This window comes from Acidicapsa acidisoli (genome assembly GCF_025685625.1).
GTDB lineage: Bacteria > Acidobacteriota > Terriglobia > Terriglobales > Acidobacteriaceae > Acidicapsa > Acidicapsa acidisoli.
This window is the reverse complement of sequence record NZ_JAGSYI010000001.1, coordinates 608,124-633,333: the sequence shown is the minus strand read 5'-3', so window position 1 is coordinate 633,333 and position 25,210 is coordinate 608,124. Positions and strand designations below refer to the sequence as shown.

Below are 25,210 nucleotides of genomic sequence, written 5' to 3'. Positions count from 1 at the left end.
GGCATAATCAAGAGACGATGGGACAATTGTGGAATCCTGAGAGCTGGTCGCAGCGGCTGGCGGAGTTGCAGGCTGAGTCTGGCGAGTTGAAAGAAGCTCCGCTTCGACGCGATGTTCGTTCGCTGGGTATGTTGCTGGGCGAGGTGCTGCGCGAGCAGGCGGGCGATGAGCTGTTTGCCCAGGTGGAGCAATTGCGTCAGGGTACGATCCGGCGGCGCGAGGCTGAGGATCGTGGCGCTGTGGCCGCTGCCACCGAGCACGCTGCGAACGCAATGGCGCTGGTGCACGGGCTCTCCGTGGAGCGCGCGCTGCTGCTGACGCGGGCTTTTGGTTTCTACTTTGAACTGATCAACCTGGCTGAGACCAACCATCGCAAGCGTCGGCGGCTGGCGTTGCAGTTGACCGGCGCGGCCGGCAAGCAGCGCGGAAGCCTGGCTGGAACGCTACGGGCCATGCGGCGTGTGGGTATTTCTGCGGAAGAAGCGCTGGATTGGCTGCGCAAGGTGCTGGTGGTGCCGGTGTTTACGGCGCATCCGACGGAGGTGGCGCGGCGCTCGGTGATGTTCAAGCGGCGGCGGATCGGCGAGCTGCTGGAGCAGCTTGATCGGATTCCGATTCCGCCAGAGGATCTGGCGCGGCTTGAGGACGAGGTACTGGCGGAGATCACTTCTCTGTGGCAGACGGATGAGGTGCGCAGCCGGCGGCCGACCGTTTACGACGAGATCAAGATGGGGCTGGATTACTACGATATTTCCATCTTTGCTACGCTGCCAAGCCTGTATCGGGAGATTGCGGAAGCGCTGAATACGGCCTACGGACTGACGCTTGAAGTGCATGAGCTGCCCAAAGTTCTGTCCTTTGGCTCGTGGATCGGCGGGGATCGGGACGGCAATCCGTTTGTGACGCCGGAGGTGACGCGAAACGCAATTCAACTGGCGCGTGAACATCTGCTCGGCTTCTACGATGACCAGTTGCAGACGGTCATTGATTTGCTCAGCACCTCCGCGCAGCAGATGCCGGTCAGCCAGGCTCTGCGCGAACGGCTTGAGGGATATGAAGAGCGGATTCGCACGGCAGAAACGGAAGCGTATGGCCAGAATTTTGAATTTGAGCTGTATCGCCGCTTTTTGATCTGCGTGCGCGTGCGGACTCGGCGCACATTGCAGCATGGTGGGCTGGTTGCCCCGCAGTTGCCGAGGACGTCTACGCTGGTTGAGACGCACGAGGTACTGGCCCAGGTACTGCCGGGGTATGCTTCGGCGGCCGAGTTTGCTTCCGACCTGAGCATTCTGCGCGATTCTCTCGCGGCAAATCGGGGGCTGCGGATTGCGCGCAATCTGATCGATCCGCTGCTGCTGGTGGTGCACACCTTTGGGCTGCATCTGCATACTCTCGATATTCGCCAGCATGCGCGGATGCACTCCGTGGCGCTCAAGGAAGCCATTGCCGATACGCTGGGGAAAAAATTGCCGGGAGCGCTGTCTGCTGACACGGCGAGCATTCTGGAGACCTTCGGCGTGATTGCCGAAGTGAAGGCCGGGTGCACTCCGGAGACGATTCGGCATTACGTGATCAGCGGAGCGACGTGTGTTGAGGATGTACTCGCTGTCGTTCGGCTTGGACGGCTGGCAGGAGTGAGGTTCGAAGGCACCGAGACCGATCCGGGATTGATGCCGGTGCCGCTCTTCGAGTCGATTGAGGATTTGCGCAATGCGCCGGAGGTCTGCCGCGAGCTTTGGCAGCGCCCGGATTACCGCTCGATGCTTGCAAGCTGGGGCAATACGCAGGAAGTGATGCTGGGCTACTCCGACTCGAACAAGGACGGAGGCATGCTCACGAGCACCTGGGAGATCTTCCGCGCGCACCGTGCGCTGCATGTGGTGGCGCATGAGGCCGGCGTGCATCTTCGGCTCTTTCATGGCCGGGGCGGCACGGTTGGCCGAGGCGGCGGACCGACGCATCGGGCGATCTTTGCGCAGCCGCTCGACTCCTTCGATGGGCAGTTGCGCATTACGGAACAGGGCGAGGTGCTGAACTTCAAATACGCGGATGTCGTGCTGGCGGAGCGCAACCTGGAACTGATGATTGCCGCCTCTCTCGATGCTTTGGCGCGGCCCAATGCACGCGATCCGGAGGGGCATTTTACGGGCATTTTGTTGCCGGAGTGGGAGCAGGCGCTCGACCGGCTTTCGGTGCTGGCGTATGAGTGCTACAAGGAACACATTCTCGATGATCCGGGGCTGCTTGACTACTTCGGGCAGTCGACGCCGATGGGCGAGCTGGAGCATGCCAAGATCGGCTCGCGGCCCTCGAAGCGCAAGGGCTCGCTGAGCCTGGAGACGCTGCGGGCGATTCCGTGGGTCTTTGGGTGGACGCAATCGAGGCTGCTGATTCCGGCTTGGTTCGGCGTGGGTTATGCCGTCGAGCGATTCCTTGCCGAGGGCGGCTTGCTCACGACTTTGACGACGATGGCCAGGGAGTTCCCGCTCTTTATTGACCTGATCCGAAATGTCGAAATGGCTCTCGGCAAAGCGGACCTGGGGACGGCGCGGCTTTACTCGACGCTGGTGGAAGATGTGGAGCTGCGCGACCGTATCTATGACCAGTTTGAAGCGGAGTATCACCGCACGGTGCGCTCGGTTCTGGCCATTACGCGGCAGCAGGAGCTTTTGCAGAACAATCCGGTGCTGGCGCGGTCAATCAAGCTGCGCAATCCGTATGTGGACCCGATGCACCTGATTCAGGTGGATTTGCTGCGCCGGAAGCGCGCCGGTGAGGATACGCCGGAGGTGAACCGGGCGATTTCCGCGACGATCAGCGGGATTTCGGCGGGGCTGCGTAATACAGGGTGAGTTTTTCGGGCGTTTTATCGCTTGAATGCGTGATTTAGCGCGGCTACTCTGCAATCGGCGTGTCGAACTCGGCGTAGTTCTTGAGGTGCGATTTAATGGTCTGGTAACACTCGCAGGCATTCTCTTCCAGACCCGCGGGGTTGAGGATATGGATGACGCCACGGCTATATTGGATCAGGCCTTTTCTTTTGAGACTACCGGCCGCGAGCGAGACGGTGGCCCTGGTTCCTCCGAGCATGTCGGCCAGCAGCTCGTGAGACATTTTGAAAGTGTCACTGTTGGAACGGTCGGCGCAGGTGAGCAGCCAGCGAGCCAGACGTGGTTCAAATGTGTGCTTCGCGTTGCAGCCGACATATTGGGTAGCCTGATCCAGTTGCGCCTGAACGTAGCGCAGTGTGAGGCATTGGAAGCTTCCGCCGAGGTTGAATTCCTTTCTGGCAGCTTCAACTGGGCAAGCGTAACCGTGGCCCGCGATCTGGGTGTAGACGCGGTTCATGGATTTTTTGGCGCCCATCAGCGCGGAGACGCCGATTACCGACTCAAAGCCAAAGGTGCTGACTTCGACCTGAGAGCCATCTTGAAATGTCGCTGTCATGGAGGCCATTCCTGATTCGAGGAAGAAGAGATGCCGGATGGCCCGGTGCGGGTACTCCATTTCGAATTTCAATTCAAACCGGAGCGGGCTCAACCGGAGGCGCGCAATTACCTTAGGATCTAACGCATTCAGGAGTGTGTTCTTGAACCTGAGATCTTCCAAGGAGCCCTCCGCTCTTGAATATAACTACAAAGCCTGCCTGTCTCACGACCACCTGCTCAGGAAAATTGAAAACTTTGTTCGATGTCGAACGTACGCTTCAAGATAGAGGACGATAGCCTCTGAATGGCAGTTCTCCCTCAATATTTATCTGCCTCTGAGCTCAGGATGATCTTCACTTCAGAAATGATTGTCAGTACATCGTTCCATGGAGGATTTCCGTGTCCGATCCGCGTGTATCATCCCGTGTTTTCGTGGTCGATGACGAATTCATCATCGCATCAACTCTGGCTACTATTCTTCAGCGTAACGGGTTTGACGCAATCGCATTTACCGATCCGCTTGAAGCGCTTTCGGCTGCCGAACAGCAGGCCCCGGATCTGCTTATCACCGATGTCGTAATGCCAACCCTATCCGGGATTGACCTGGCGATTCGAGTGAAAGAGCTTTCTCCGCAATGCAAAGTTCTGCTTTTCTCGGGGCAGGCTGCGACTGCCAATCTACTTGAGGTCGCCCGGACCAATGGACATGATTTCGAACTGCTCTCGAAGCCTATCCATCCTACCGATCTGCTGAGAAAAATAAGGAACGTGACGGAGGAGGTCGTTATCTGAGATCGACCTGGGCATCGTTCAATCTTCGAGAGTCCGGCGCAAATGTCAAAAGCCCCGCCATCGATTCGGATGATGGCGGGGCTCTTGCTTGAAACAGGTTGGCAAAACTAACTGCGGTCTTTTAGAACGGGTTCAGCTTAGACAGACCCTTCTTCTTTTTCTTCTTGCTCGAAGCTTCGTCGCTTTCATCCAGCTTCGGCTTCTTCTTGGTAGGCTTGGCGTTGGCGTCCGCGGCTGTCTGCTGCGGCACCGAGCCGGGCTTGATGTCGTTCACCTGTGCAGGAGCCTCGGCAGGAGCCTCAGCCGCGGGAAGCACGGTCTGGGTTGTTCCGACGGCCTTGAGCACAGCGTTGGGGTCTTCAGCAGGCTTGGAGGCTGGCGCTGCCGGGGCAGAGTTAGGCGCGCTCACAATGGATGCGCCAATGCTGTTCCCGCCACTGCCTACGCCGGGTGCCGTTTCAAATTGCAATGGAGCCTGCGGCTGATCGGAACGAGGCGGCTCGTTGGCGCCGGTCGGCTGAGGAGCTGCCGCAGATTCAGCGGGTGCGCCGGGCTGGCTTGCCTTGAAGGCGGCGGCGAAGATCTGCTGATTCTCCTTGGTGATTGCGGGCGCGATTGTGCGCGCCGGCGATACCATCGTCGGGTCTCCAACGTGGGCGGCCTCAACCACCGTGGGTCCGTGCTTGATCATGCCCAGAGTCTTGTCGGTGAAACGGACAGCCTGGCGGCTGCGCTCTTCGGCATCGTTTTCGGCAATGGCTTCCTGCGTCGGTTCGGGGACAGGCCGGTTCATCGCAATCAGCCGCTCACGCGCATCTTCGACGCGTGGGGCCATCGGATAGCGGGTGATCACTTTGCCGTAAGCTGCAGCCGCTCTGTCCAGATAAACCTGCTGCAGGCGTTCGCGAACCGCGCCGGGCAGCCCCTTGGCGGCCTGGACGGAGTGCGCTTCGCCGGAGTAGGCGTCGCCGATGGTGATCCAGAGCTCGTCGCTCTTGCTGTAGAGCGGATAGCTGTCAGCCACGGTCTGTAGACGGGCGATTGTTCCTGCCCAGTTCAACCGGCTGGCGTAGTACTGTCCGATGAGGAATTCACGCTCAGCCAGCACTTCCTGCACTTCGCGAAGTCGCTGCTTGGCGCGCGGAACCAGCGATGAGTCGGGGAACTGGTCGATCATCTCGCGGTATTTCTGCTCGGCCTTTTGCGCGTTGACGAAATCGCGATCCGGCTTCTCCATCTGCATGAAGTAGATGTCCGCGACCTTCATCTTCGCCTCGGCTGCCTCAGGCGCCTGCGGGAAGAAGGTGATGAAATCCTCGTACTCGGCCTCGGCCTGGGTCAGCGCAGCCGTGCCGCCTTCCTTGAACCAGGCGTCACCTACGGCAAGCTTGGCGCGCATCTGGTACTCGGAGTTGGGATAGGTATTGAGCAGGGTCTGCAGATCCAGGCGTGCGACGTCGAAGCGGCCTTTCTTCAGCGCGACCATCGCCTTGTCGTACAACTCCTTGTCCGGCTGGCGGCTGGCTACATTCGCGAGGGGATTGGCGCTGAGATCCTCATTTTTCTTCTTCTTCGGCTTCTTGGTCTCGGCGTTGGCCGGAATCATCGACAGCGTGAGCGCGAGAACGCCGACTGTCGCGAAGACCCGCCGCGCGGACTTGCCGGGGTGAGCTACCGATTTCTTGCCTGGCAGCTGGCCCGGCATTTTGCCCGACATCTGGAAAGACGTCTTGTGTGAAAACAAATTCATACCACCTCAATCTCGCTGCACGCTGCCGGGGATCGCCGCTGCTGCGCTTCTGGTCCCTGAAACTGATCTGCTGTTGCAGCAGGTTCTTTCAAATCAACTGGCTTCGCCCGCTACTTTTTTCGCAGCCGCAAGCAGTTCTTGAGCATTCCGCTCGGCGTTACCATCGCCGAAGACAGCATTTCCCGCTACGAGCAGGTCCGCACCAGCTTGGACGACCTGGGCAATGGTATCGTGAGCCACGCCGCCATCGACTTCAATTCTAAACCGCAGTCCAAGGTCTTTTCGGATTTGCGCCAGCTTGCGAATCTTTTCCAGCGAAAAGGGGATGAATTTCTGCCCGCCGAAGCCGGGATTCACGCTCATGATCAGGACATGGTGCAACATCGGCAGGATATCGAGGATCAGTTCGACCCTGGTGGCCGGATTGAGGACCACACCGGCTTTCATGCCGTGGTTGTGGATGAGCTCGATGGTGCGGTGCAGGTGGGGGCAGGTCTCGTAATGGACGCCAATCCAGTTGGCCCCGGCGTCGGCGAAGGCGGGGATGTATTCGTTGGGGTTGTCGATCATCAGGTGGCAGTCGAGCGGCAGGCTGGTTGCCTTGCGCAGGCTTTTGACGACCGGTGGCCCAAGGGTGATGTTGGGAACGAAATGCCCATCCATCACATCGACGTGAATCACAGTGCCGCCGCCACGCTCTGCCGCCGCTACTTCGTCGGCAAGGTGGGCAAAATCGGCGGAAAGAATCGACGGAAGCAGTTCAACCATATTCAAACCAGAGACCGGATCGGGGCTAGCTCCCGGACAGCTCAAGTGTACCAGCAGGCGAGAGCGGTTGCGCCGGGCTGGATGAAGCAGAACTGGGCGGAGCCGGAGCCGGTTTGGGAAGATTCGCGGCCACGATACGGCCAACTGCGCGAAGTATCGCTTTGAGCGGCCAGCGGCCTTCGCTGAGCGGAAAGAAGACTTCGCCTGCGCGTTTCTGCTGAGGCCGGTAGTACCAGCGGGTCAGGAGGGCCAGATGACCCTGGCGGATTGTGGAGTTTGTAGCACGTTGGGGCGAATTCCTAGCCGAACTCATGGAGTCGATCGCCGCTTGCATGCGCGATTCGAGAAAGTCACGCGCCGATTTGGCCGCACCTGGGCTATCGGGCTCAGGAACCGGCTGGATCGCCATGGGCTGTGCGTAGAGGGAGCTGGAACCGGATTGCTCGTTCTGAATGCGCATTCCGAGGATGGAAAAGCGGGCAGGGCCTCGCCATTCTCCGTTGTCATAGAGGAAGATGGAGACTTCGTCGGGCTCTGCAGAGAGCTGAATCACACAGGCGCGTAGGGCATTCAGAGGGCGAACCAGCTCGGAGGCGAGGGATTGGACTGATTCGATCTTTTCAAGTTGCGCGTGGAGTTTTGCGGCGGTCTCGAACTCGAGTTCTTCGGAGGCGTGGTCCCGCAGTTCGCGGATCGTGACGAGCTTGTTCTCGCCGCGAGTGGCCAGAAAACTACGCACGGCCTCGGCTTCTTCGGCGTAGCGTGCGTCGGTGCAGCGCTGCTGGCATGGCGCAAGACACATTTTCATTTCGCCGTAGACGCAGCCGGGATGTTCCGGGTAGGGCGAGAGATTGTCTTCGCAGCGGCGCAGCAGGAAGAGCTTGAGCAGTTCTTCCGAGTAACGGTCGGCAGCGGTGCGAGAGGAAAACGGCCCGAAGGCCCATTGGCTTTCTTTTTGTCCGGGGCGATTTGTTACGGTGAGCCTCGGGTAGGGGTTGCCGCCGTGGAATTTTACGAAGGCCGGTGCGCGGAGGTGCATCCGCTCCAGGGCTTTCGGCCCGTACACCTGCTCCAGCAGGGAGAATTGCACCAGAAGTGATTCAAATTCCGAGCCGGTAAGCTGCCAGGCGATGCGGCGGACGCGGGAGACAAGTTGCAGGCGCTTGGTCTGACCCTTTGCCGGGCGAAGCAGGCGTTCGAGGCGGCGACGCAGGTCGGGAGTTACGCCGATGTAGGGTTCTGCTGCCTCATTTTCTCCGTACAGCGCGAAGACAGCTTTGCGTGACGGAAGCTGTCGCAAAGCGTCGTCGGGATTGCCGGAATCGAAGGGCAGGCTCTGGGGCAGCATGGCAGGAATTCTACGCGCCAGCCACGGTCATGCCGTCCACCCGCAGGGTGGGGCAAGCGGCCGAGCTGCGGAAGACAAGATCGTTGCCGATGGAGGTGATGTTCCGGAAGATCTCGCGCAGGTTGCCGGCGATGGTGACTTCCTCGACGGCGTGGGTGAGTTCGCCGTTCTCAATCCACAGGCCGGATGCTCCACGGGAGTAGTCGCCGGTGACCATGTTTGCGCCGAATCCCATCAGGCTCGTGACGTAGAAACCGGCGGGGATTTCGGCCAGGATCTCTTCCGGAGTTTGCGTGCCGGGCACCAGATACAGGTTGCCCGAGCCGATGCCCGGGCTGCCTGCCAATCCTCTCGTCGCGTTCCCAGTCGAGCGCATTTGCAGCTTGCGTGCGGTGTAGGTGTTGAGCAGATACGTTTGCAGCACGCCGTTTTCGACGACGACGGTGCGCCGGGTCGGCAGGCCTTCGCCATCGAACGGCGAGGTTCCGAAGCCGCCGACGCCGGTGGGCAGAAGCATGGTGTGGTCGTCGACGATGGTGATGGTGGGCGCGGCGATAATTTCTCCCAATTGTCCGGCGAGAAAAGACGCCGAACGCCAGATCGAGTCGCCCGATGCTGCCTCGAAGAGATGACCGATGAGCGAGCGGGCAACCTCCGGCGCAAAGACGATCGGAACACGCTGCGTCGGGACGCGGCGTGCGCCCAGCCGGCGCAAAGCGCGCCGCGCAGCTTCCTGACCGATGGATTCCGGGGATTCGAGGTCAGCCAGACGGCGCGCGCTGGAAGACCAGAAATCGCGCTGCATGGCTCCGTTCGGGTCCATTGCGAGCGGGGCCGCGGAGATGCCGCAATAGCTGCTGCGGTACTCGCCGAGAAATCCGCGGGAATTGGCCAGGACTTTTCGTCCCGTTGCGGCGTCGAAGTGCCCGCCCTGAGAGTTGGTGATGCGCGGGTCAAATGCCATCGCTGCCGCCTCGGCGCGTCGAGCGTGATCGATGCGTTCGGCTCCTGAGAGCGAGTAGACGTCATCGAAGTAGAGATGCAGATCGCCTTCCAGTTGGCCGAAATCGGCTTCATCGGGCAGACCGGCGAAGGCGTCCTCTTCGGTCACGTGGGCGAGAGCCATGGCTCCCGAGACCAATTGCTCAATGCCGTCCGGGGTCAGGTCGCTGGTGGAGGCCGAAGCGGAGCGCTTGCCTGCGAATACGCGAAGTCCGAGGCCGCGCGCGCCCGATTCCTGAAGGGTCTCGACCTCGCCCATGCGGACCGAGACGGAGAACTCATCGCCTTCGCTGACGACGGCCTCGGCGTCCGTGGCTCCGGCCTTCGTGGCGCGGGCGACTACCTCGGCGGCGAGGGATTTCAGATCAAGCTGGGCATCGGATCGCGGAACTGCGGGTGCTTCGGACATGACTTCAAGGTATCAAAACAGGGTCTCGGCGGGATTTCCGACAGAATTTCTATCCGATAAACAAAACCCTATGGAATTGGAATCAGCAGGGTCTTGTTGACTACGCTCGTCAGTCCATCGAGAGTATCGAGAAAGGCTGTGGCCAATCCGGCTTCCAGGCGCAGATGCCAGAGGATCTCGGCGTTGTTCCAGGCCGACTCGCGGGCTGCGGTGACGTTCCACGCGGCGAGGGTGTTTTCAAGCTGCGAAACTCCCGGCAGGGCGTCGCCGAGGAAGCGCACATTGAGCTCGGTTTTTGCTTCGTCGATGAGGCTGTCGAGGGTTGAGTTCAGCGCCGTGTAGTCGTTGTATTGGGTGGTTCCGTGCTGTGGTGCGATGTTTTCTAGGGCGCAGGTGGAGACCAGCGCGCAAGGCAGGTCATGGTTGATGTGGGAATTGACACCGGCCAGAGCGTACTGAATCCGCGTGAGCGCTGTCTGATTGCGCTGCGCGAAAAGTGTCTGCCAGCAGTCGGGAAGCGCGTTATTGGAGAGGTAATTCTTGAGTGCGTCGAAATAGAGCTGCGCGAACTGTACATCCAGCATGGAGAGAAATGCCGCATCGGCGAAGCCGCCCGCAGCGACGCGAGCCTCGACTGCCTGAGTTACCTGGAAGTAAAGCTGGTTGAACCATTTAAGACCGTCGCCGTTGATGGTGAGGGCCTCAATCGCCTGCATCGTGGCCAGCACGTCGGCGATCGAAGCGGGAGTGGTTTGCAGGATAGTGAGAATCTGCGCGTCGTAAGGGAACATGGCCGCTGATTATAGCGGCCAGTGGCGAGATTCGGTAGTTAAGCTGCTTTAAGCTCAGCCTTAGTTCAACGGCTTGGGATGGAGGTGCTTTTCTCCTGCGAAGTGTCCGCCGAGGCTGCATCCGGTGTTCTTGCTGTAGTGCTCGGCGTACGCTTCTGTTTGTTTTTCGGCGGAAGCAGGTCGCAGGCGCACTCTTCCCAGGCATTCGGGACAGCGGAAGGTATCTTCCTGGAGACGCAATGCCTCTTTGACTGGCAGGAGCTGCCACCCGAAGACGCGACCATCCGCAGCACCATGCCAGCGTTTTACTTCTACCTCCACCATCTGCGCTGCGGGCATCGAAACTGTTTCGACTTGAGCTTCAGTAGTCATTGCATCCCCCATTCCTGAATTCCTGTTTACATGTTCCGAGTTACTGACCTGTACCGCCTACGGTCATCTTGTCGAGTTTGATAGTGGGCATGCCGACGCCTACAGGGACGCTTTGGCCTGCCTTGCCGCAGGTGCCGATGCCTTCGTCAAGCTTGAGATCGTGGCCGACCATGGAGACGTATTTCAACGCCTCTGGCCCGTTGCCGATCAGGGTTGCGTCCTTGACCGGCGCGGTGATTTTGCCGTCCTCGATCAGGTAGGCTTCCGAGGCGGAAAAGACGAACTTGCCGTTGGTGATATCCACCGAGCCGCCGCCGAAGTTGACTGCATACAGGCCGCGCTTGACGCTGCGGATAATGTCTTCGGGTTCGTCGTCGCCGGCCAGCATGTACGTGTTGGTCATGCGCGGCATGGGGATGCACTGGTAGCTTTCGCGGCGACCGGAGCCGGTGTTGGCCGTACCCATGAGACGCGACGAGAGCTTGTCTGTCAGATAGCCCTTGAGGATGCCGTTCTCGATCAGAACGGTTTCCTGCGTTGGCGAACCTTCATCGTCCACGTTGAGCGAACCACGGCGTCCGGTGATGGTGCCGTTGTCGACGACAGAGACTTTGGAGCTGGCGACGGGCTGGCCAACGAGACCGGCAAAGGCCGAAGTCTTTTTGCGGTTGAAGTCGGCTTCGAGGCCGTGGCCGACTGCTTCGTGCAGCAGAATGCCGGGCCAGCCGGGGCCGAGAACAACTTCCATTTCGCCAGCCGGAGCATGGACTGCGCCGAGCTGCAGAATCGCTCCGCGGGCGGCTTCGCGGGCCAGATTTTCGGGGCTCTTGGAACCGGTGAAGATGTCGAGGCCGCCGCGTCCGCCGCATCCGGCTGATCCGCGGGTGGTGTTCTGATCGTCCTTGGCGATGACGAAGACGTTCAGGCGGCACAGCGGCTGCGTGTCGGAGGCGAATGCGCCGTCCGATGCCGCGATGAGGATGCGGCGCAACTCTTCGCTGTAGCTTGCCCGGACCTGGATCACGCGGGGACTGAAGGCGCGCGCGGCGCGGTCGGCGCGCTGAATAAGTTCAAGACGTGCAGCCAGATCAAGATTGAAGCCGCCGAGCGGGACAGGGTAAAGATCGGCGACCGGTACGTCCTGAAAACCATGTATCGGCTGTTTGGCCGGGCCGGAAGCGATGAGCGCGGCTGTTTTGGCGGCGTGAATCAGCCGTTCCGGACTGAGATTGTCCGTGTAGGCGTAGCCGGTGCGCTCGCCGGAGAGGACGCGGATGCCGCATCCGGCGCTTGTTCCCTGGCTGGCGGATTTGACGATCTGCTCGTCAACTCCAAGGGCCGTCGCTGTAACTGATTCAAAGTAAAGGTCGGCGTAGTCTCCACCAGCGGAAAGAGCCTCGCCGAGGCAGCGTTCGAGGAGCCGCTCCGTGATGCCGAATTTCTCGAAAAAATAGCGTTTGTGGCTGACCCTCGCATGGATGTCACGGTCGGAAATTGGCTGGGCGTAAGCTGCACTCATCGTACTTATCAGTGTACGCCTGAAGCGGAAAGGACTGAAATTGCGGGCGATTTCGCACAGAGATTCTGCCGGGGTTTATGTCTGCACGGGCAATTCCAAATTGGGATTATCTGTCGGCGCGTTGATTGCATTGGAGCTTAGAGAAGACACACGCAGCATGATTCGCTCTACCCGTAGCCGACTTGATTCATGCGTCTTTCGAGTCATATTCGGAGACGAAAATCGTGCTACTCTTCAGGGCATGAAGAAGCTAATCGTCGCCACCCTTTTGCTCTTGGTTTGTGCAAGTCCGGTGTTTGCAGCCGGCCGGCACCACCATCGGCATCATCATCACCACCACCACGCCTAAGATCGCCTGTTAAGACTGGGAGCGGCGTGCTTGCATGGCTCCGGAGACAGAGCGCTCCGGGGCCATGCTTAATCTGTATTTCTTCTCCATAAATAAATTCTGGTATCGTTGCGCCCATGACCGTACATTCTGAGACTGCACATTCAGCGATCGACATCCTGCGCTTCCCGATCGGTCGATTCCGGCTTCCTGCCTCCATCACGGCGGTCGAACATGATGAATATATCGAGACGTTGCGGTTGCTTCCTGAGCGGCTGAAGGCTGCCGCCGCCAGTCTGAACGACAGCCAGTTGGACACGCCATATCGCGATGGAGGCTGGAGCCTGCGGCAGGTGGTGCATCATGTGGCCGACAGCCACGCCAACTCCTATGTGCGCTTCAAGCTCGCGTTGACGGAAGACTGGCCAACGATCAAACCCTACGATGAGGCGGCCTGGGCCGAGCTTTCAGATTCCCGGCTGTCCATCGACGTGTCTCTGACGCTGATTGCGGCGCTCCACGCGCGTTGGGTGGCGTTGGTGGAGTCTCTACCTGACGCGGATTTTGCCAGGGGCTATGTGCATCCCGCAGGTGGACGGCAGAATCTGGCTCAGGTACTGGCGCTGTATGCCTGGCACTCGCGCCACCATACCGCGCACATCGCGAATCTGCGTGAGCGGATGGGCTGGTAAAGCATTTCATGCCCGTGACAACACCCGGCGGGGCGGATGCGGCAACCCCTGCTGCTTTGGCCGCGATGGTGGAAGCGTACGTCGTAGAGCATCCTGCTGCTGCGATTCTGGAAGACGGACGAGTGCTGTTTGACATGCGTACGGCTCGCTATTCGGTGGCGGAGTCGCATGGCCGGTGTGTGCTGCAACTCTGGAGCGAGGAGCGAAATCTTGTCCGCTCGGTGGTGAGCGTGCAGCGTCGCGCGGGATGCCTGCGCATGATGACGCGGCGCATGGGCGCGCCGAAGCCAGTGGCGCTGGAAGTGGTGCCGAATGCCGACCGGCGCACTCCGACGGCGCGGGATGCAAGCCGCCGCCAGTATCTTCGCCGGTTGGAGAGAGTTTTGCTGCGGGCGTTTCCGGAATGGAAGCCGGATGGGTTTCGGGCGGCCACGGATTTGGAACACAGCTTCGGGCCAGCGTATGTTCGCGGACATCTGCTGCGAGGAACTGCGGCCGAGGCGGTCATTGGCGTTGGCGCGGATGAGTCGTCGGCGATGGTGGACGGGGTGCTTACCCTCGGTCTGCTCTGGCTGAACTTCTGCCGGGAACAGTCGCTCCAGAAACGTCATGGAAGCAGGCACTACGGCGGGCTGAAAGTGGTTGTGCCCTATGGTGAGGCGCAGACGACCGCTGAGCGCATGGTCTGGCTGAATCATGATGCGGCCTGCTTTCAGCTATTCACGCTGGATGAGCGGTCGGAGGAACTGGTAGAGGTCGACTTCCGCGATATCGGCAATGTGGAGTCGCGGCTCGTACATGCCTTTGACATTCCCGCCGCGCTTGAGCGTGCCGAGGCGGGCATTGCGCGCGTGATGGCGCTTGTTCCTGAGGCGGCGCGAGCACGGGTTGAGTTGCGGGCGCGGACAGCCGCTGAGGTCGGGCTACTGTTGCATGGTCTTGAGTTTGCCCGGGTGCGTACAGGAGCTTCAGCGCACTCTTTTAGCCGTGAACAGGAGATTACGTTCGGCGCGGGAGCGAGTGAAACAGCACTGAATGACGAGACGGAACCGCTCTGCTGCGAATTGCTTGAGCGATTGTTTCTGAGCCGTCAGCCAGACGGAGAACACGCCGACCCACTCTTTCGATTGCAGCCGGAGAGATGGCTGGAGTCGCGGCTGCGCATCAGTCTGGAAGAGTTCTTCCCAGGATTGCGCGGCGATTTTCTTTATTCGCAGGTGCCGGCGATTGGCAGCGGCGAACGCGGGATGCTGGATTTGTTAACTTTGGATCGGGGCGGACGGCTGGTGGTGCTGGAAGTCAAGGCCGACGAGGATATGCATCTGCCGCTGCAAGGGTTGGACTACTGGATTCGCGTGAGGGCGCTCAATGCTCAGCGGCAAGTGACGAGGAACAAGGAGATTGGGGCATTCGAGCGGCATGGGTATTTTGCCGGCGCGGAGATTTCTCTCAGTGATCCTAAATTGCTGCTGCTGGCTCCGGCTCTGCGGATTCATCCCTCGAACGAAACGGTTCTGCGCTATCTTTCGCCGCAGGTTGAGTGGGAGTTGATCGCCGTCGGTGAGCACTGGAGGAGGGATTTGCGCGTGGTCTTCCGCAAGCGAAGCGAAGGCTGACGGCTCGCAATCGCAGTCAGTGGCTGTTTTCCAGCGCCAGTACCGAGAAACCCGTCGCGGCATCGCTCATGAATTTGCCCGCGTCCGATTCCGGGGCGCGCTTTTTGTTGACAGACCACGCGGGCCAGAGGCCTTCGGCCTTGTCCTGGTTGGCGAGAATCCATGCTAAACCTTTGTGTGCTTCCGGAATCTTGCCGAGGCCGTTTTCTTCCAGAGCCAGAACGATGATGCCGGTGGCATAGCCGTCGCTGCGCAAATCAAATGGGGTATCGTCGCGGCGCTTCCATGTGCCTTGCCCGAGGTCAGTCAGGCTCCAGCCGCCCTCGGGGTGTTGCTTTGATTCGAGTTCTTTGGCCAGGGCTTCGCGCTCTGGACCTGTCATCAGCCCTGAGAGTTTGGAGGAAGCCCAGAGCAGGGCGATTCGGTTCAGGAGTGGCTGGCTCGGCGCTTCTCGACGCAGATAGCCGCGCAGAAGCGTCAGATTGCCCTGAATTTTCGGGTCGTCGCGATAGCCGTCCGGTGCGATGCCGACGGCGACGGCTGCCATGGCTGCGCCGTAATATTCGCTTTCGGGCGCTTCCCACGGTGAAAAGTGGAAGTTTTGCCAGATCCACGCTCCGGCAGTGTCGCCGGTTTGTTCCTGCGTGGACCACATGGCTTCAAATGCCTTGCGCGTGACAGGCTGCAAGTGGCCGGAACGGGCATCGTAGGAGACAAGAATCAGCGCATTGTTGACCGCCTCGGCGTTGCGGGCTTCCTTGGTTTTGCCAGGGCCGTGCACTGCGTCGGAGTAGAAGGTTTCGGCTTCGTTGCCTAGATTGACGCGCTTGATCACGCTGTCGAGCATGGCCCGCTCGGGATCGGAGATTTTGGTTTCGCCGAGCGGTCCGCGCAAGGCTGGGCGCGCCAGCGCATACGGAACCTGGGTGTGGCAGGAGACGCAGACCGTGCCGTGATCCTTTTGTGCGTGAGGCCAGTCCTGCCACCAGATCTGGCGGCTGTCGAGGTATCTGGCGGCTGCGGTCTTGTCCCAGGTTTGCGTGGTGGCCCTGCTGGCCGGGGTATTGGTTGCTGGGTGAGACGCGGCAAGCGCTGTTCTGGTTGAGATACAGGAGAGCGCCAGAACGGATAAACCCATGACCGATAAACAGAGATAGAAGGATCGCATAGATTGGGTTCTCCTTCCGCCTGAACCGTGAACCGAGAGCCGGGTGGACAGATGCGGGCCTTTGAATCGGAGATTAGCACAGAACTGGCGATAGCTGGCTGCACTTCGGTTCGTAAGAAATCGGAATTATTATTGAGCGGAAGTTTATCGAGCGCGTCATTTTCGCTAGAAGAACCCAAACAATTGACAACTCAAAGCAGCAATCTCGCAGCGTACCTTGGCGTTCTTCTGATGGCTAACTTGGAGGAATAGAGATGATTTTGAAGAAGGACGCAACTCTAAGTCATTGGATGAATTTTTCTGCGATGCTCGCCGGCTTCGCATTCATGCTCTTTGCGCTAACTGCCGGGGCACAGACTGAGCCTGCCGAGGGTAAGGCTGCCGATGCAAAAGCTGCATCCAGCACCTACGGAACAATTTTTCTCACGTATGTTACGCGCGATAACGATCTGCAGGATATTCAAACCAACCTGCGCAATATGCTGCCCCGGACCAAGATCTACGGGATAATGTCGCAGCGCGCCATCTCGTTATGGGCATCTCCCGAAGATATAGCGCTGGCGAGGAAGATCGTTGCGGATCTCGATCGCCCGAAGAAAATCTATCGACTTACTTACACGATCGCAGATACAGACAACGGCAAACGTACCGGAGTTGAACACTATGTTCTGGTTGTCTCTTCGGGAGATAAGTCCGCTTTCAAGCAAGGAAGCCGTGTGCCGATTATGACTGGGAGCTACGATACCGGAACCACCACCTCTAATTCGCAGGTGCAATATCTCGACGTGGGTCTGGGAATCGAGGCAACTCTGGATGGGTATGGCGATGGTGTGAGATTGCGCTCTAAAGTAGAGCAATCGAGCCTTGCAGAGGAGAAGTCCGGCATAGGTGCACAAGACCCGATGATTCACCAGACTCAGCTTGAGGCGACGACGACCCTGGAGCCGGGCAAGCCCGTTGTGCTCGGATCACTCGATCTGCCCGGCGGCACGCGTAAGCAGGAGATTGAAGTTGTCTCGGAGCTGGTGAAATAACAAGTTGGAGGTCAGCTCTTCGACCAGGGTGGGACGACGCCGGTCATGCGCGCGTAGGCGACTAGCTGGCCCATGTGTTCGTTGGCGTGGATGATGATGCGGAGATAGATGCCATCGACGGTTGCATCCCTGTCTTCGATGTGGACTTTTCGCGCAAGATCGCTGGGTTTTGCGGCTAAGTGGGCTTGTTTCACGGCATCCAGCGAGCGTTTGAGCCACGAAATCACCTCGGCCTTTGAGGTGACCTTTGTATCCATGCCCTCTTTCAGGTCTGCGGGCATCTTGGGGCCGGTAACGCTCAGGAGATAGAAATTCGCGTCGACGATGTGCATGTACACTTCGCTGGTGGAGCGGACTCCCGGCGCAGGCCGCCATGCAAATTTGTCGGCAGGCGTAGCCTCGGCCAACGCAATCAGTTGCTGAGAAACGTGGGTCCACTCGCCGTCGTATCCCTCCCAGATCCCTTCCGGCATCTTCTGAGCAAAGATCGCGGGGGCGTTCAACAAAAACGCCAGCAAGATTGTTTGGATAAGGTTTCTCTTCATAAAGCTGTCCTCCAGACGGGATTGGCCGTGATTCCGAGGTCAGCGTGAAGTTTACCGCAAGAATGATGAGCGGGCATCCCCGTTTACCGCTTTTGTGGCGCTCCCTGCATCGGCAGTTGGAATTGCATTTGCTGCTTTGCAAAAGCAGAGCCCTTATGATTTTCTATGATTTTGAATGTTCCAGTGTTTGTTAGCACAAACATGTAGCAGTGGTGAACGGTTAGGACCAGTTCCTGCAATTCGTTGTCGTCTTCTAGCGCGACGACTTTAAGGCCAAGATCCCTACATTTAGCGATTGGGATATGCCGTTCATGCGATTTGTGTTCGTCGGCATCGCTCAACGCTTCGACGATTTGTTTTGATTTGAGTATTGCGTCTGGGTCGCCCTCAAACATCACCTGGCGCAACTGGTCGGCGACGAACGCTTTTGTCCAATCTATCGCTTGCTGGCACTGCCCAAGAAAGGTTGGATGGTATTGCTGGAGGATGCAGCGCCAAACGTGAATGGCATCCGGGTCCTTTTTTATCTCCTCAACAGCCTTTTTGAATTCGTTGAGTACGCCCTGTGCAGCCAAGTCGCGTATTTGAGGATCGATGGGGCCCAAGCTTGACTGCTTCCCAAGGATGATCTCTTTCGATGAACACGCTATCATCGTTCCGGCCGACATTGCCACTTGCGGAACAATTACCCTCATATTCTTCTGGAACATCAGATGGAGATAATTGACGATTGACTCCGCACTCGCAATGCTTCCGCCAGGCGTGTGAAGTATTAGATCGACACCCTTCGTTTTATCGAGACCATGAACGGCGTTCATGAATCCGTTCATGTCTTCGTCGTTGATACCAAGAAGTTGAACACCTGGCTTGGAAAGCCAGCCGGAGTAATAAGCAATGATGTTCCGCTGGGTATGGTCAAATAATCTTTTTAGGGCCTTATGTCGGTAGGTGTCTACGGCATCCGGGGCACCATTCTTAACCGAGTTCTGAATTGCCTTGAAAACATCGTTCCAGTTGGGCAATTACTCTCCTTGCATGAGCGTAGCCGCGCCATTCGAAGCCACTGTTGGCACAAATCGAAAGGGGGACGGCTGTGCGAGGCTATAGGTGTCCTGTTCTTGTGCAAACGCAAAGCCATTGAATCCCGTCAGTTGACGGTGAGTTTCGATCAGTCTGAGAGTATCCTCAGTCTGAGGCGGCAGGGCTGAATTTTCCAATGCCATGGTTTCTCCTGTTTGCCTTTGCCGGGAAAGTTAACACGGCTTCCGATGGAAGGCAATAATTTCATTGTTAAGGTGCATATCGGCAACCGTCCGTTGCACCATCAGTTTAGAAAAATTATAGTTATTTCCGCGCAAACCGCTGGATTTGTGGTCGCAACACTCGCGCGGGCTGTACTTCTTACATCCTAGACTTGACGGCTAAACTATTGATATTGCTCGTCAGTCTCCGCAGACAAGTGCTTCTTCAGGGAAGGTTTCCGCGCCGTCTTGCTCAGAGTTCGGCGTCTGTGCTTCAGTGCTGTTCGCATTGAGGCGCGCTTCGAAGAAGGCATCTACCGCTTCGAGCACTGCCGCACCGGTCTTCGACTGGAAGATCTGCTGGCGGAGCTTGCTGCCGCCCGCGACTCCGTGGGTGAACCAGGAGGCGAACTGCTTCATCTTGCCCGCGGTTTCGCCGTGGCGGGCGTCGCGCGGCAGAGACTGGCTGGCCTCGGCATCGTCTATCAGCATCTGGAAGTAGGTGCGGATCATGCGGTAACGGTCGGCTTCGGTCGGGCGTGTGTAGCTGCCGGATGCGGTGTATTCGGCGATCTGGCGGAAGATCCAGGGGTTCGACGGCGCGGCGCGGCCGATCATGACGGCGTCGCAGTTGGTCTGTGCGACCATCGCGGCTGCGTCCTCTGGAGTGCGGATGTCACCGTTACCAATCACCGGGATTTGGACGGCCTGTTTGACGGCGGCGATCCACTCCCAGCGGGCCTGGCCGGTGTAGCCCTGCTCGCGGGTGCGGGCGTGCAGGGCTACGGCGCAAAGGCCTTCCTGCTCGGCCATTTTCGCTAGCTCAACGCAAACGATCTGGCTGTCGTTCCAGCCGAGGCGGAACTTGACAGTGAAAGGAATCGTGACGGATTTGCGGATGGCGCGGAAGATTTCGCCGATCTTGGGCAGGTCGCGCAGCAGGCCCGAGCCTCCGTTGCACCCGACAACGCGCTTGGCGGGGCAGCCGAGGTTGAGGTCGACGGTGTCGAAGCCGGTGTCCTGCACGATGCGCGCAGCGTCGGCGAGGGTTTCAATGTTGGAGCCGAAGAGCTGCGCGCCGATCGGGTGTTCGTCGTCGTAGAAGGTCAGATAGCGCTTGCGCTTCGATTCGCGCATGCGCGAGAGGCCGTCGGCGGAGGTGAATTCGGTCATCAGCAATCCGCAGCCGGATTGCTGATTCGTGACTTCCGTTTCGACCGTCGCTCCCTCAGGGGCCTGGGCGGAAAAGAGGCTGGCGTTGCGAATGAAACGGCGGAAGACCGTATCGGTAACGCCGACCATGGGCGCGAGGACCGTGGCTGGAGCGACCGCAACGGTCCCGATGCGCAACCCGGCGGGCACGCGCGCCTCGGCGGGCATGGCGTGGGTGATCGGGTTGTCCCAGTCCTTCTTCACGGTGAAACCTTTGCCGGCCATGGGTCTCGGTTCTGAGCGTCGATTGAATTCCGCTCATTTATCGTGCAAACAGCAAGGCCCCCGCCGCAGCGGAGGCCCTCATCAGAAGCCCGACTGCTGGCCTGTTACTTGGTCGCGGCAGGCGTCGCCTTTTCGGCGTACTTGCGGCGGAAGCGCTCAACGCGGCCCGCGGTATCGACCAGACGCTGCTTGCCGGTGAAGAACGGGTGGCAGTTGGAGCAGATTTCCAAGCTGATCTTGCCCTTGTGGGTCGAACGGGTCTCGAACGTGTTTCCGCACGAGCAGTGGACCTGCGTAGGTCCGTAAGCGGGGTGAATTCCTTGCTTTGGCATGACGTGAAGATACCTTTCCTGCAATTTACTCAGTTTACCTTGGATTCGGCTGGATGGCAATCGGATGCAGGACGTTCCGGCAGCCGGGATGGTTGCCGGAGCAGCGCGCTATACTTGCGCTCGTGCTGGTGTGAAGGACTGGGCAGGAAAATCCGGCTTCTGCGGCGGAAGCTACGAAAGAGAGTGACGGATGGATCTGGGATTGAAAGATAAAGTCATTATTGTCACCGGCGGGGGGGCCGGGATCGGCGCGGGCATTTCGCGCGCCTGTCTTGCGGAAGGCGCAAGGGTTGTGGTGCTGAGCAGGCCGTCCAAGAACGTTGAAGATTTCATGGCCGAGATGAAGGCTGTGGACGCCAAATGCGAACTCGTCGAGGCGCATCTCGAGGATACGCAACGTTGCAAGGACGTGATTGCCGAAATCGAGGCCAGCTATGGCGCAATCGATGGCCTGGTGAACAATGCCGGAGTCAACGACGGGTGCGGTCTGGAGTCGGGCAGCGTCGAGCGGTTTCTGGAGAGCCTCGGCAAAAATCTGACGCATTATTACGCCCTGGCTCATTACGCGCTGCCTGCGCTTAAGAAATCGCAGGGCTCAATTGTCAATATCAGCTCAAAGGTCGCGCTCACCGGGCAGGGCGGGACGTCCGGCTATGCGGCTTCAAAGGGCGCGCAGCTTGCGCTGACCCGCGAGTGGGCGGCGGAGTTGCTGCCGTATAACATCCGCGTGAATGCGGTGCTCCCGGCCGAGGTGATGACGCCGCTTTACAGCCGCTGGCTGCAGACGCTAGGTGATCCCGATGCGAAGCTCAAGGAGATTACTGACAAGATTCCGCTGGGGCACAGGATGACTCTGTCTTCGGAGATCGCAGCGGCGACGGTGTTTCTGCTTTCTCCCACGCAGTCGGGCCACACAACCGGGCAACACCTGATTGTGGACGGCGGATATGTGCATCTGGATCGGGCGCTGACTTAGAACGGGGCAGGCGTGGTCAGTAGAGCAGAACTGCGACGCGATAGACGGTGAACTCGCCTTCTACGTCGTGCGGGGGACAACTCGCGATTGCAGCCTCGCGGTAATGTCCTGTCGCAAGCTGACTTACCAGCTCCTGGGGAAGTTGCGTGACATCGGGATTTTGCCAGAACATGCGATAACGGGGCACGTTGTAAAACGCAAGGCTACGGCTTCCTTCAGTCCAGGCGCAGTAGGCGCGCGCATCCTGACTGGTTTTCAGGATGGACAGACCCTTTGCCCGCAACAGCGTAGCGAAGGCTGTTTCGACCTCTATGCGAGTTAACGCGGGCACCGCACGGGCGTAGTCGGCTACGGCATAGGTTATTGCGTGGCTCACGACGACAGCTATTCCCACGCTGTCTACCGCTGGGTTGAGCAGGTTGGCGCGATGGCCGGGCGAGTGCAGCCAGCCATCGTGAAATTCGAGGGGATCGGTGGGAGCGGAGCCGGCGGCAATGTTTTCTTCGACAGTGCTGAAGTATGCCCCGGCCTGTCCGGCGCGGTCGGTAAGGCTGGCTTCTCCATCGAATTGGTGGCTGAGGTTTCCTTTGGCCGCCATGCGCCGGCAGTGTTGGAGCGCGGCGGCGGCCAATGCCGGATTCCACTTGAGTGGGGCTACTCCGTTGGCGACGCGGGATTCGTTGGCGAGGGCTAGCAACCGCTGTGCGTCTGTGGGAAGGACCTGGGGAGCGATTTCCTGGGAGGAGGGTGCAGTCTGAGCTGTTACCAAAACGGCGGTGAGCGCGAACGCCAGCACGCGATTGAGCCTCGCCATTCCCATGGTCTGCCTGTTTTTCTCCCTGACAATCTCTATTCCTACCAGTGAAGGACGGGCAAGAGGCTGGAATAATCGTCGGTCCAGACGCGAACGTTTGTATCGATAACCGGCTCTTTGGCGGCATTGAAAACATCGGGCTGTTCGAAGAAAGTCGGGCTGTTGGTCAGCAGCATCCATGTCGCGGAAAACTCGCCCAGTTCTTCGTTGGCGGGGGTGGAGAATCGCATCACCTTCATTCCGGCGGCTTTGGCCAGTTGCGCGACGACCGGTTCGAGGTCTACGTGCTGGTTGGAGATGTGGAAGGCGAGAATGCCGTCGGGTGCGAGATGCCGCTTGTAGATTTCCAGAGCTTCGGTGGTGAGCAGATGCAGCGGAATCGCATCCCCGGAGAACGCATCGATGACCAGCACATCGAAGTGCTGCGGCTCCTCAGTGGTCAGTGAGGTTCGCGCATCTCCGTTTACGACGCTGATGCTGGCGCCCGAGTCGCGGATGTAGGTGAACAGGTTTCTGGCGATGGGCTCTACGGCCGGATTGATTTCGTAGAAGGTGATGCGGTCGCCTTTCTGACCGTAGGCTGCAAGGGTTCCCGCGCCGAGACCGACGATGCCGATATTGCGCGGCCGGTTCTGGCAGCACCCGTGCATGGCAAGACCAATGCCTGAGTCTTCGGCATAGTAAGTCGTCGGGGTGGTTCTCAGTTCATTGGTAAATATCTGTGTTCCGTGCTGGATGGAGCCGTTGGTGAGGGTGCGGATGGTTGCGCCAGGGTATCCGACGGTCTGTTTCACGCGCAGGCTGCCGTAGAAGTTTCGGACGGCGACCGGGGTATTGCGCTCATACGCGCGGTGAAGCAGGAAGACGAGCACCAGCATAAGAACGCTGGAGGTAGTCCAGACCAGCCGCTGTTCCCAGCCGGATCGCCAGAGAGCGGCGAGTGCGAGCACTGCGGTCACGCAGAAAGAGAGGGCCAGGTCGTAGTTGAAGGAAAAGATCATCGGCGATGCGATGCCGATCAGGAACGAGCCCATCGCGCCGCCGGCGGCGAAGAGGAGATAGAAGAGGGTTGTCTCCGAGGCGCGTTTGGGGCGCAGCGCGTAGGCTTCCGAATGGCAGAAAAGGCTGGCAACGAAGAGTTCGGCGAGAAAGAAGATCAGGCTGATTCGGAGCGGCAGCGATCCATCCGGCTGCATGAGCATGTAAGCCAACCCGGCGAGCAGGACGACGAGCAGGCGGGTCACGATCCAGCGCGGCAGCAGCTTCGGAAACTGGAAGGCAAGGATCAGCGTGAGCAGATAGACGCCGAGGGGCAGGATCCACAGCAGCGGGATCGGGTCGATGTTTTCCGTGATGTGGCTTGTGACTGCGCTGAGCTGCATGGATGCGCCCATGGGCAGCAGCAGCCAGAGGGGCTTGTGAAAGAGCGGCGTTGCGGGGCTCCCGGCCTCTTCTGCCGGGGAATTCGCGCTTGCAGTCTGGAGTACGGAGCGCGTTCTCCAGGTAAGAACCGCCGATATCAGGGCGAATACGACAAACCCGCCGCACCAGACGAGCCGCTGCGCCCGAAGAGTGAAGCGGGGTTCAATGACAGTGGGATAAAGGCTGAGTGCAAGTAGAGAAGCCAGGTTCGAGAGCGCAAATAGGCGGTATGGAATACCGCGTGTCTCGATCCGTGCCAGCCAGACCTGAAGGAGCGGACTGGTAGCGCCGAGCATGAGGAAGGGAAGGCCGATAGAGATAGTGAGCGCGGCGAAGATGGCCAGAAACGGATGGCTCAGTACGTTGCTGTGATCGATGACGCGAACCGCCCAGAGGATCGCTGCAGCCGTGGACGAGAGAAGCAGGAAAAGATGGATACCCCAATGAGCGGACTTGGGTGACGACGAGCGCTGGGTCAACCAGTGTGCGTAAAGGTAGGCGCAGAGGAGCGCCGTCTGGAAGAAGACCAGGCAGGTGATCCAGATGGCGGCTGATCCTCCGAAGATCGGCAACAACTGCTTGGCTGCCATTGGCTCGACCAGAAAAAGCAGAAAGGACGCGAGAAAGACAGCGCAACCAAAGAGCCATCGAGAGCGGGTCATGCGTTACCTCAATTAACCGTGCCACAGAGCATTGAAATATCAGGATATTGCCCGCGATTCGAGTCTTCATCTGGCAATGGGAAGGTCTGTTGCGCAGGAATTCGAGGCAGTTTGAATTTTAATCTGGCAGCTTTGGCGGCGCGCTTCCGGACAGAATAAACGAAAGGCACAGACGTCGGCGCTCTTTCCGGTGATTTCACAATGAGCTGCTTCTCGCTCGATAAATTCCTTGACAATAGTTTACAAGTAAACTATATTCGAACCATTGAGGAATACATGAAGGATCTGAGCCGAAATCAACTCGAAGTCAGCGATCTCAAAGGCCATGTGGGGTTCTGGCTCCGATTTGTTTCGAACCATGTCTCGTATGCATTTGCGCGGAAGCTGCTGAGCACGGATGTCACAGTGGCGGAGTGGGTGGTGTTGCGCGAGATGTACGACGCCGAGAGCATGGCGCCGAGCCGGTTGGCGGAGGCGACGGGGCTGACGCGGGGAGCTGTATCGAAGCTGGTGGACCGGCTGTTTCACAAGGAATTGCTGACGCGGATCGAGCGAGACGATGATCGGCGATATCAGACCATTGCGCTGACCGAGGCGGGCAGGAAACTGGTGCCGAAGCTGGCCGCGCTGGCCGACGAAAACGATGCCGAGTTCTTCTCTGCGCTGACGCCGCGAGAGAGGCAGGCGTTGATTGAGACCCTCAGGAAACTGGTCGAGGCCAATCGTCTGACGAAGTTGCCAACGGAATGAAAAAGGAGAAAGCG

General features: G+C 59.1%; 23 protein-coding genes. 7 read left to right on the top strand and 16 right to left on the bottom strand.

Features of this window, described 5'->3' with window-relative positions:
• The first annotated feature begins 17 nt into the window (after window positions 1-17).
• Entirely contained in the window at window positions 18-2,852 is a 2,835-nt protein-coding gene (locus OHL23_RS02615; RefSeq protein ID WP_263350218.1) for a phosphoenolpyruvate carboxylase, read from the top strand.
• Window positions 2,853-2,895: 43 nt separating this feature from the next.
• Here OHL23_RS02615 and OHL23_RS02610 read toward each other — a convergent pair whose 3' ends face one another.
• Window positions 2,896-3,609 carry a Crp/Fnr family transcriptional regulator gene (locus tag OHL23_RS02610; protein WP_263350217.1) on the bottom strand — a complete coding sequence of 238 codons (714 nt, stop codon included), beginning with the start codon at window positions 3,607-3,609 and terminating at the stop codon, window positions 2,896-2,898.
• Window positions 3,610-3,827: 218 nt separating this feature from the next.
• Between OHL23_RS02610 and OHL23_RS02605 the strand changes: the two genes are divergently transcribed.
• Window positions 3,828-4,220 carry a response regulator gene (locus OHL23_RS02605; RefSeq protein ID WP_263350216.1) on the top strand — a complete coding sequence of 131 codons (393 nt, stop codon included), beginning with the start codon at window positions 3,828-3,830 and terminating at the stop codon, window positions 4,218-4,220.
• Window positions 4,221-4,341: 121 nt separating this feature from the next.
• On the opposite strand, the gene bamD is transcribed toward OHL23_RS02605, so the two are convergent.
• The 7 genes from bamD to tldD all read right to left on the bottom strand — a co-directional run bounded on the left by bamD (window position 4,342) and on the right by tldD (window position 12,179).
• The gene (gene bamD / locus OHL23_RS02600) at window positions 4,342-5,970 is read right to left on the bottom strand and encodes an outer membrane protein assembly factor BamD (protein WP_263350215.1); all 1,629 of its coding nucleotides are present in this window, start codon (window positions 5,968-5,970) and stop codon (window positions 4,342-4,344) included.
• Window positions 5,971-6,063: 93 nt separating this feature from the next.
• A complete protein-coding gene (gene rpe / locus OHL23_RS02595) occupies window positions 6,064-6,738 on the bottom strand; it encodes a ribulose-phosphate 3-epimerase (protein ID WP_263350214.1) in 675 nt (224 codons plus the stop codon).
• Between the two features lie 25 nt (window positions 6,739-6,763).
• On the bottom strand, window positions 6,764-8,086 hold the full coding sequence (locus OHL23_RS02590) for an excinuclease ABC subunit UvrC (protein WP_263350213.1): 1,323 nt from the start codon (window positions 8,084-8,086) through the stop codon (window positions 6,764-6,766).
• 10 nt (window positions 8,087-8,096) lie between these two features.
• A complete protein-coding gene (locus OHL23_RS02585; RefSeq protein WP_263350212.1) occupies window positions 8,097-9,497 on the bottom strand; it encodes a TldD/PmbA family protein in 1,401 nt (466 codons plus the stop codon).
• Between the two features lie 68 nt (window positions 9,498-9,565).
• Entirely contained in the window at window positions 9,566-10,288 is a 723-nt protein-coding gene (locus tag OHL23_RS02580; protein WP_263350211.1) for a DUF5995 family protein, read from the bottom strand.
• A gap of 60 nt (window positions 10,289-10,348) precedes the next feature.
• On the bottom strand, window positions 10,349-10,660 hold the full coding sequence (locus OHL23_RS02575) for a hypothetical protein (protein ID WP_263350210.1): 312 nt from the start codon (window positions 10,658-10,660) through the stop codon (window positions 10,349-10,351).
• A gap of 40 nt (window positions 10,661-10,700) precedes the next feature.
• Window positions 10,701-12,179 (bottom strand): metalloprotease TldD, encoded by a 1,479-nt coding sequence (gene tldD / locus OHL23_RS02570; protein ID WP_263350209.1) that lies wholly within the window; start codon window positions 12,177-12,179, stop codon window positions 10,701-10,703.
• A gap of 465 nt (window positions 12,180-12,644) precedes the next feature.
• On the opposite strand from tldD, the gene OHL23_RS02565 reads away from it, so the two are divergent.
• Window positions 12,645-13,199 (top strand): YfiT family bacillithiol transferase, encoded by a 555-nt coding sequence (locus OHL23_RS02565; protein ID WP_263350208.1) that lies wholly within the window; start codon window positions 12,645-12,647, stop codon window positions 13,197-13,199.
• 8 nt (window positions 13,200-13,207) lie between these two features.
• Complete coding sequence (locus OHL23_RS02560; RefSeq protein WP_263350207.1) at window positions 13,208-14,815, top strand: hypothetical protein; 1,608 nt, start codon at window positions 13,208-13,210, stop codon at window positions 14,813-14,815.
• Window positions 14,816-14,831: 16 nt separating this feature from the next.
• Here OHL23_RS02560 and OHL23_RS02555 read toward each other — a convergent pair whose 3' ends face one another.
• Window positions 14,832-15,983: a hypothetical protein gene (locus tag OHL23_RS02555; RefSeq protein WP_263350206.1), complete on the bottom strand. Its 1,152-nt coding sequence runs from the start codon at window positions 15,981-15,983 to the stop codon at window positions 14,832-14,834.
• 254 nt (window positions 15,984-16,237) lie between these two features.
• Between OHL23_RS02555 and OHL23_RS02550 the strand changes: the two genes are divergently transcribed.
• Complete coding sequence (locus OHL23_RS02550) at window positions 16,238-17,017, top strand: hypothetical protein (protein ID WP_263350205.1); 780 nt, start codon at window positions 16,238-16,240, stop codon at window positions 17,015-17,017.
• An 11-nt stretch (window positions 17,018-17,028) separates the two neighbouring features.
• On the opposite strand, the gene OHL23_RS02545 is transcribed toward OHL23_RS02550, so the two are convergent.
• From OHL23_RS02545 to rpmE, 5 genes are all read right to left on the bottom strand, one after another.
• Window positions 17,029-17,562, bottom strand: coding sequence for a DinB family protein (locus OHL23_RS02545; protein ID WP_263350204.1), 534 nt, complete (start codon window positions 17,560-17,562; stop codon window positions 17,029-17,031).
• 83 nt (window positions 17,563-17,645) lie between these two features.
• On the bottom strand, window positions 17,646-18,584 hold the full coding sequence (locus OHL23_RS02540; RefSeq protein ID WP_263350203.1) for an SDH family Clp fold serine proteinase: 939 nt from the start codon (window positions 18,582-18,584) through the stop codon (window positions 17,646-17,648).
• Complete coding sequence (locus OHL23_RS02535; protein WP_263350202.1) at window positions 18,585-18,785, bottom strand: hypothetical protein; 201 nt, start codon at window positions 18,783-18,785, stop codon at window positions 18,585-18,587.
• A gap of 219 nt (window positions 18,786-19,004) precedes the next feature.
• A complete protein-coding gene (dusB, locus tag OHL23_RS02530; protein WP_396127317.1) occupies window positions 19,005-20,219 on the bottom strand; it encodes a tRNA dihydrouridine synthase DusB in 1,215 nt (404 codons plus the stop codon).
• A gap of 125 nt (window positions 20,220-20,344) precedes the next feature.
• Complete coding sequence (gene rpmE / locus OHL23_RS02525) at window positions 20,345-20,572, bottom strand: 50S ribosomal protein L31 (protein ID WP_263350200.1); 228 nt, start codon at window positions 20,570-20,572, stop codon at window positions 20,345-20,347.
• 190 nt (window positions 20,573-20,762) lie between these two features.
• Here rpmE and OHL23_RS02520 point away from each other — a divergent pair, with 190 nt between their 5' ends.
• Window positions 20,763-21,548 carry an L-fucose dehydrogenase gene (locus OHL23_RS02520; protein ID WP_263350199.1) on the top strand — a complete coding sequence of 262 codons (786 nt, stop codon included), beginning with the start codon at window positions 20,763-20,765 and terminating at the stop codon, window positions 21,546-21,548.
• 16 nt (window positions 21,549-21,564) lie between these two features.
• On the opposite strand, the gene OHL23_RS02515 is transcribed toward OHL23_RS02520, so the two are convergent.
• Window positions 21,565-22,362: a CAP domain-containing protein gene (locus OHL23_RS02515; RefSeq protein ID WP_263350198.1), complete on the bottom strand. Its 798-nt coding sequence runs from the start codon at window positions 22,360-22,362 to the stop codon at window positions 21,565-21,567.
• 41 nt (window positions 22,363-22,403) lie between these two features.
• Window positions 22,404-24,446, bottom strand: a complete 2,043-nt coding sequence (locus OHL23_RS02510) for a spermidine synthase (RefSeq protein WP_263350197.1) — start codon at window positions 24,444-24,446, stop codon at window positions 22,404-22,406.
• Window positions 24,447-24,722: 276 nt separating this feature from the next.
• Between OHL23_RS02510 and OHL23_RS02505 the strand changes: the two genes are divergently transcribed.
• Window positions 24,723-25,196, top strand: coding sequence for a MarR family winged helix-turn-helix transcriptional regulator (locus OHL23_RS02505; protein ID WP_263350196.1), 474 nt, complete (start codon window positions 24,723-24,725; stop codon window positions 25,194-25,196).
• The last annotated feature ends 14 nt before the right edge of the window (window positions 25,197-25,210 follow it).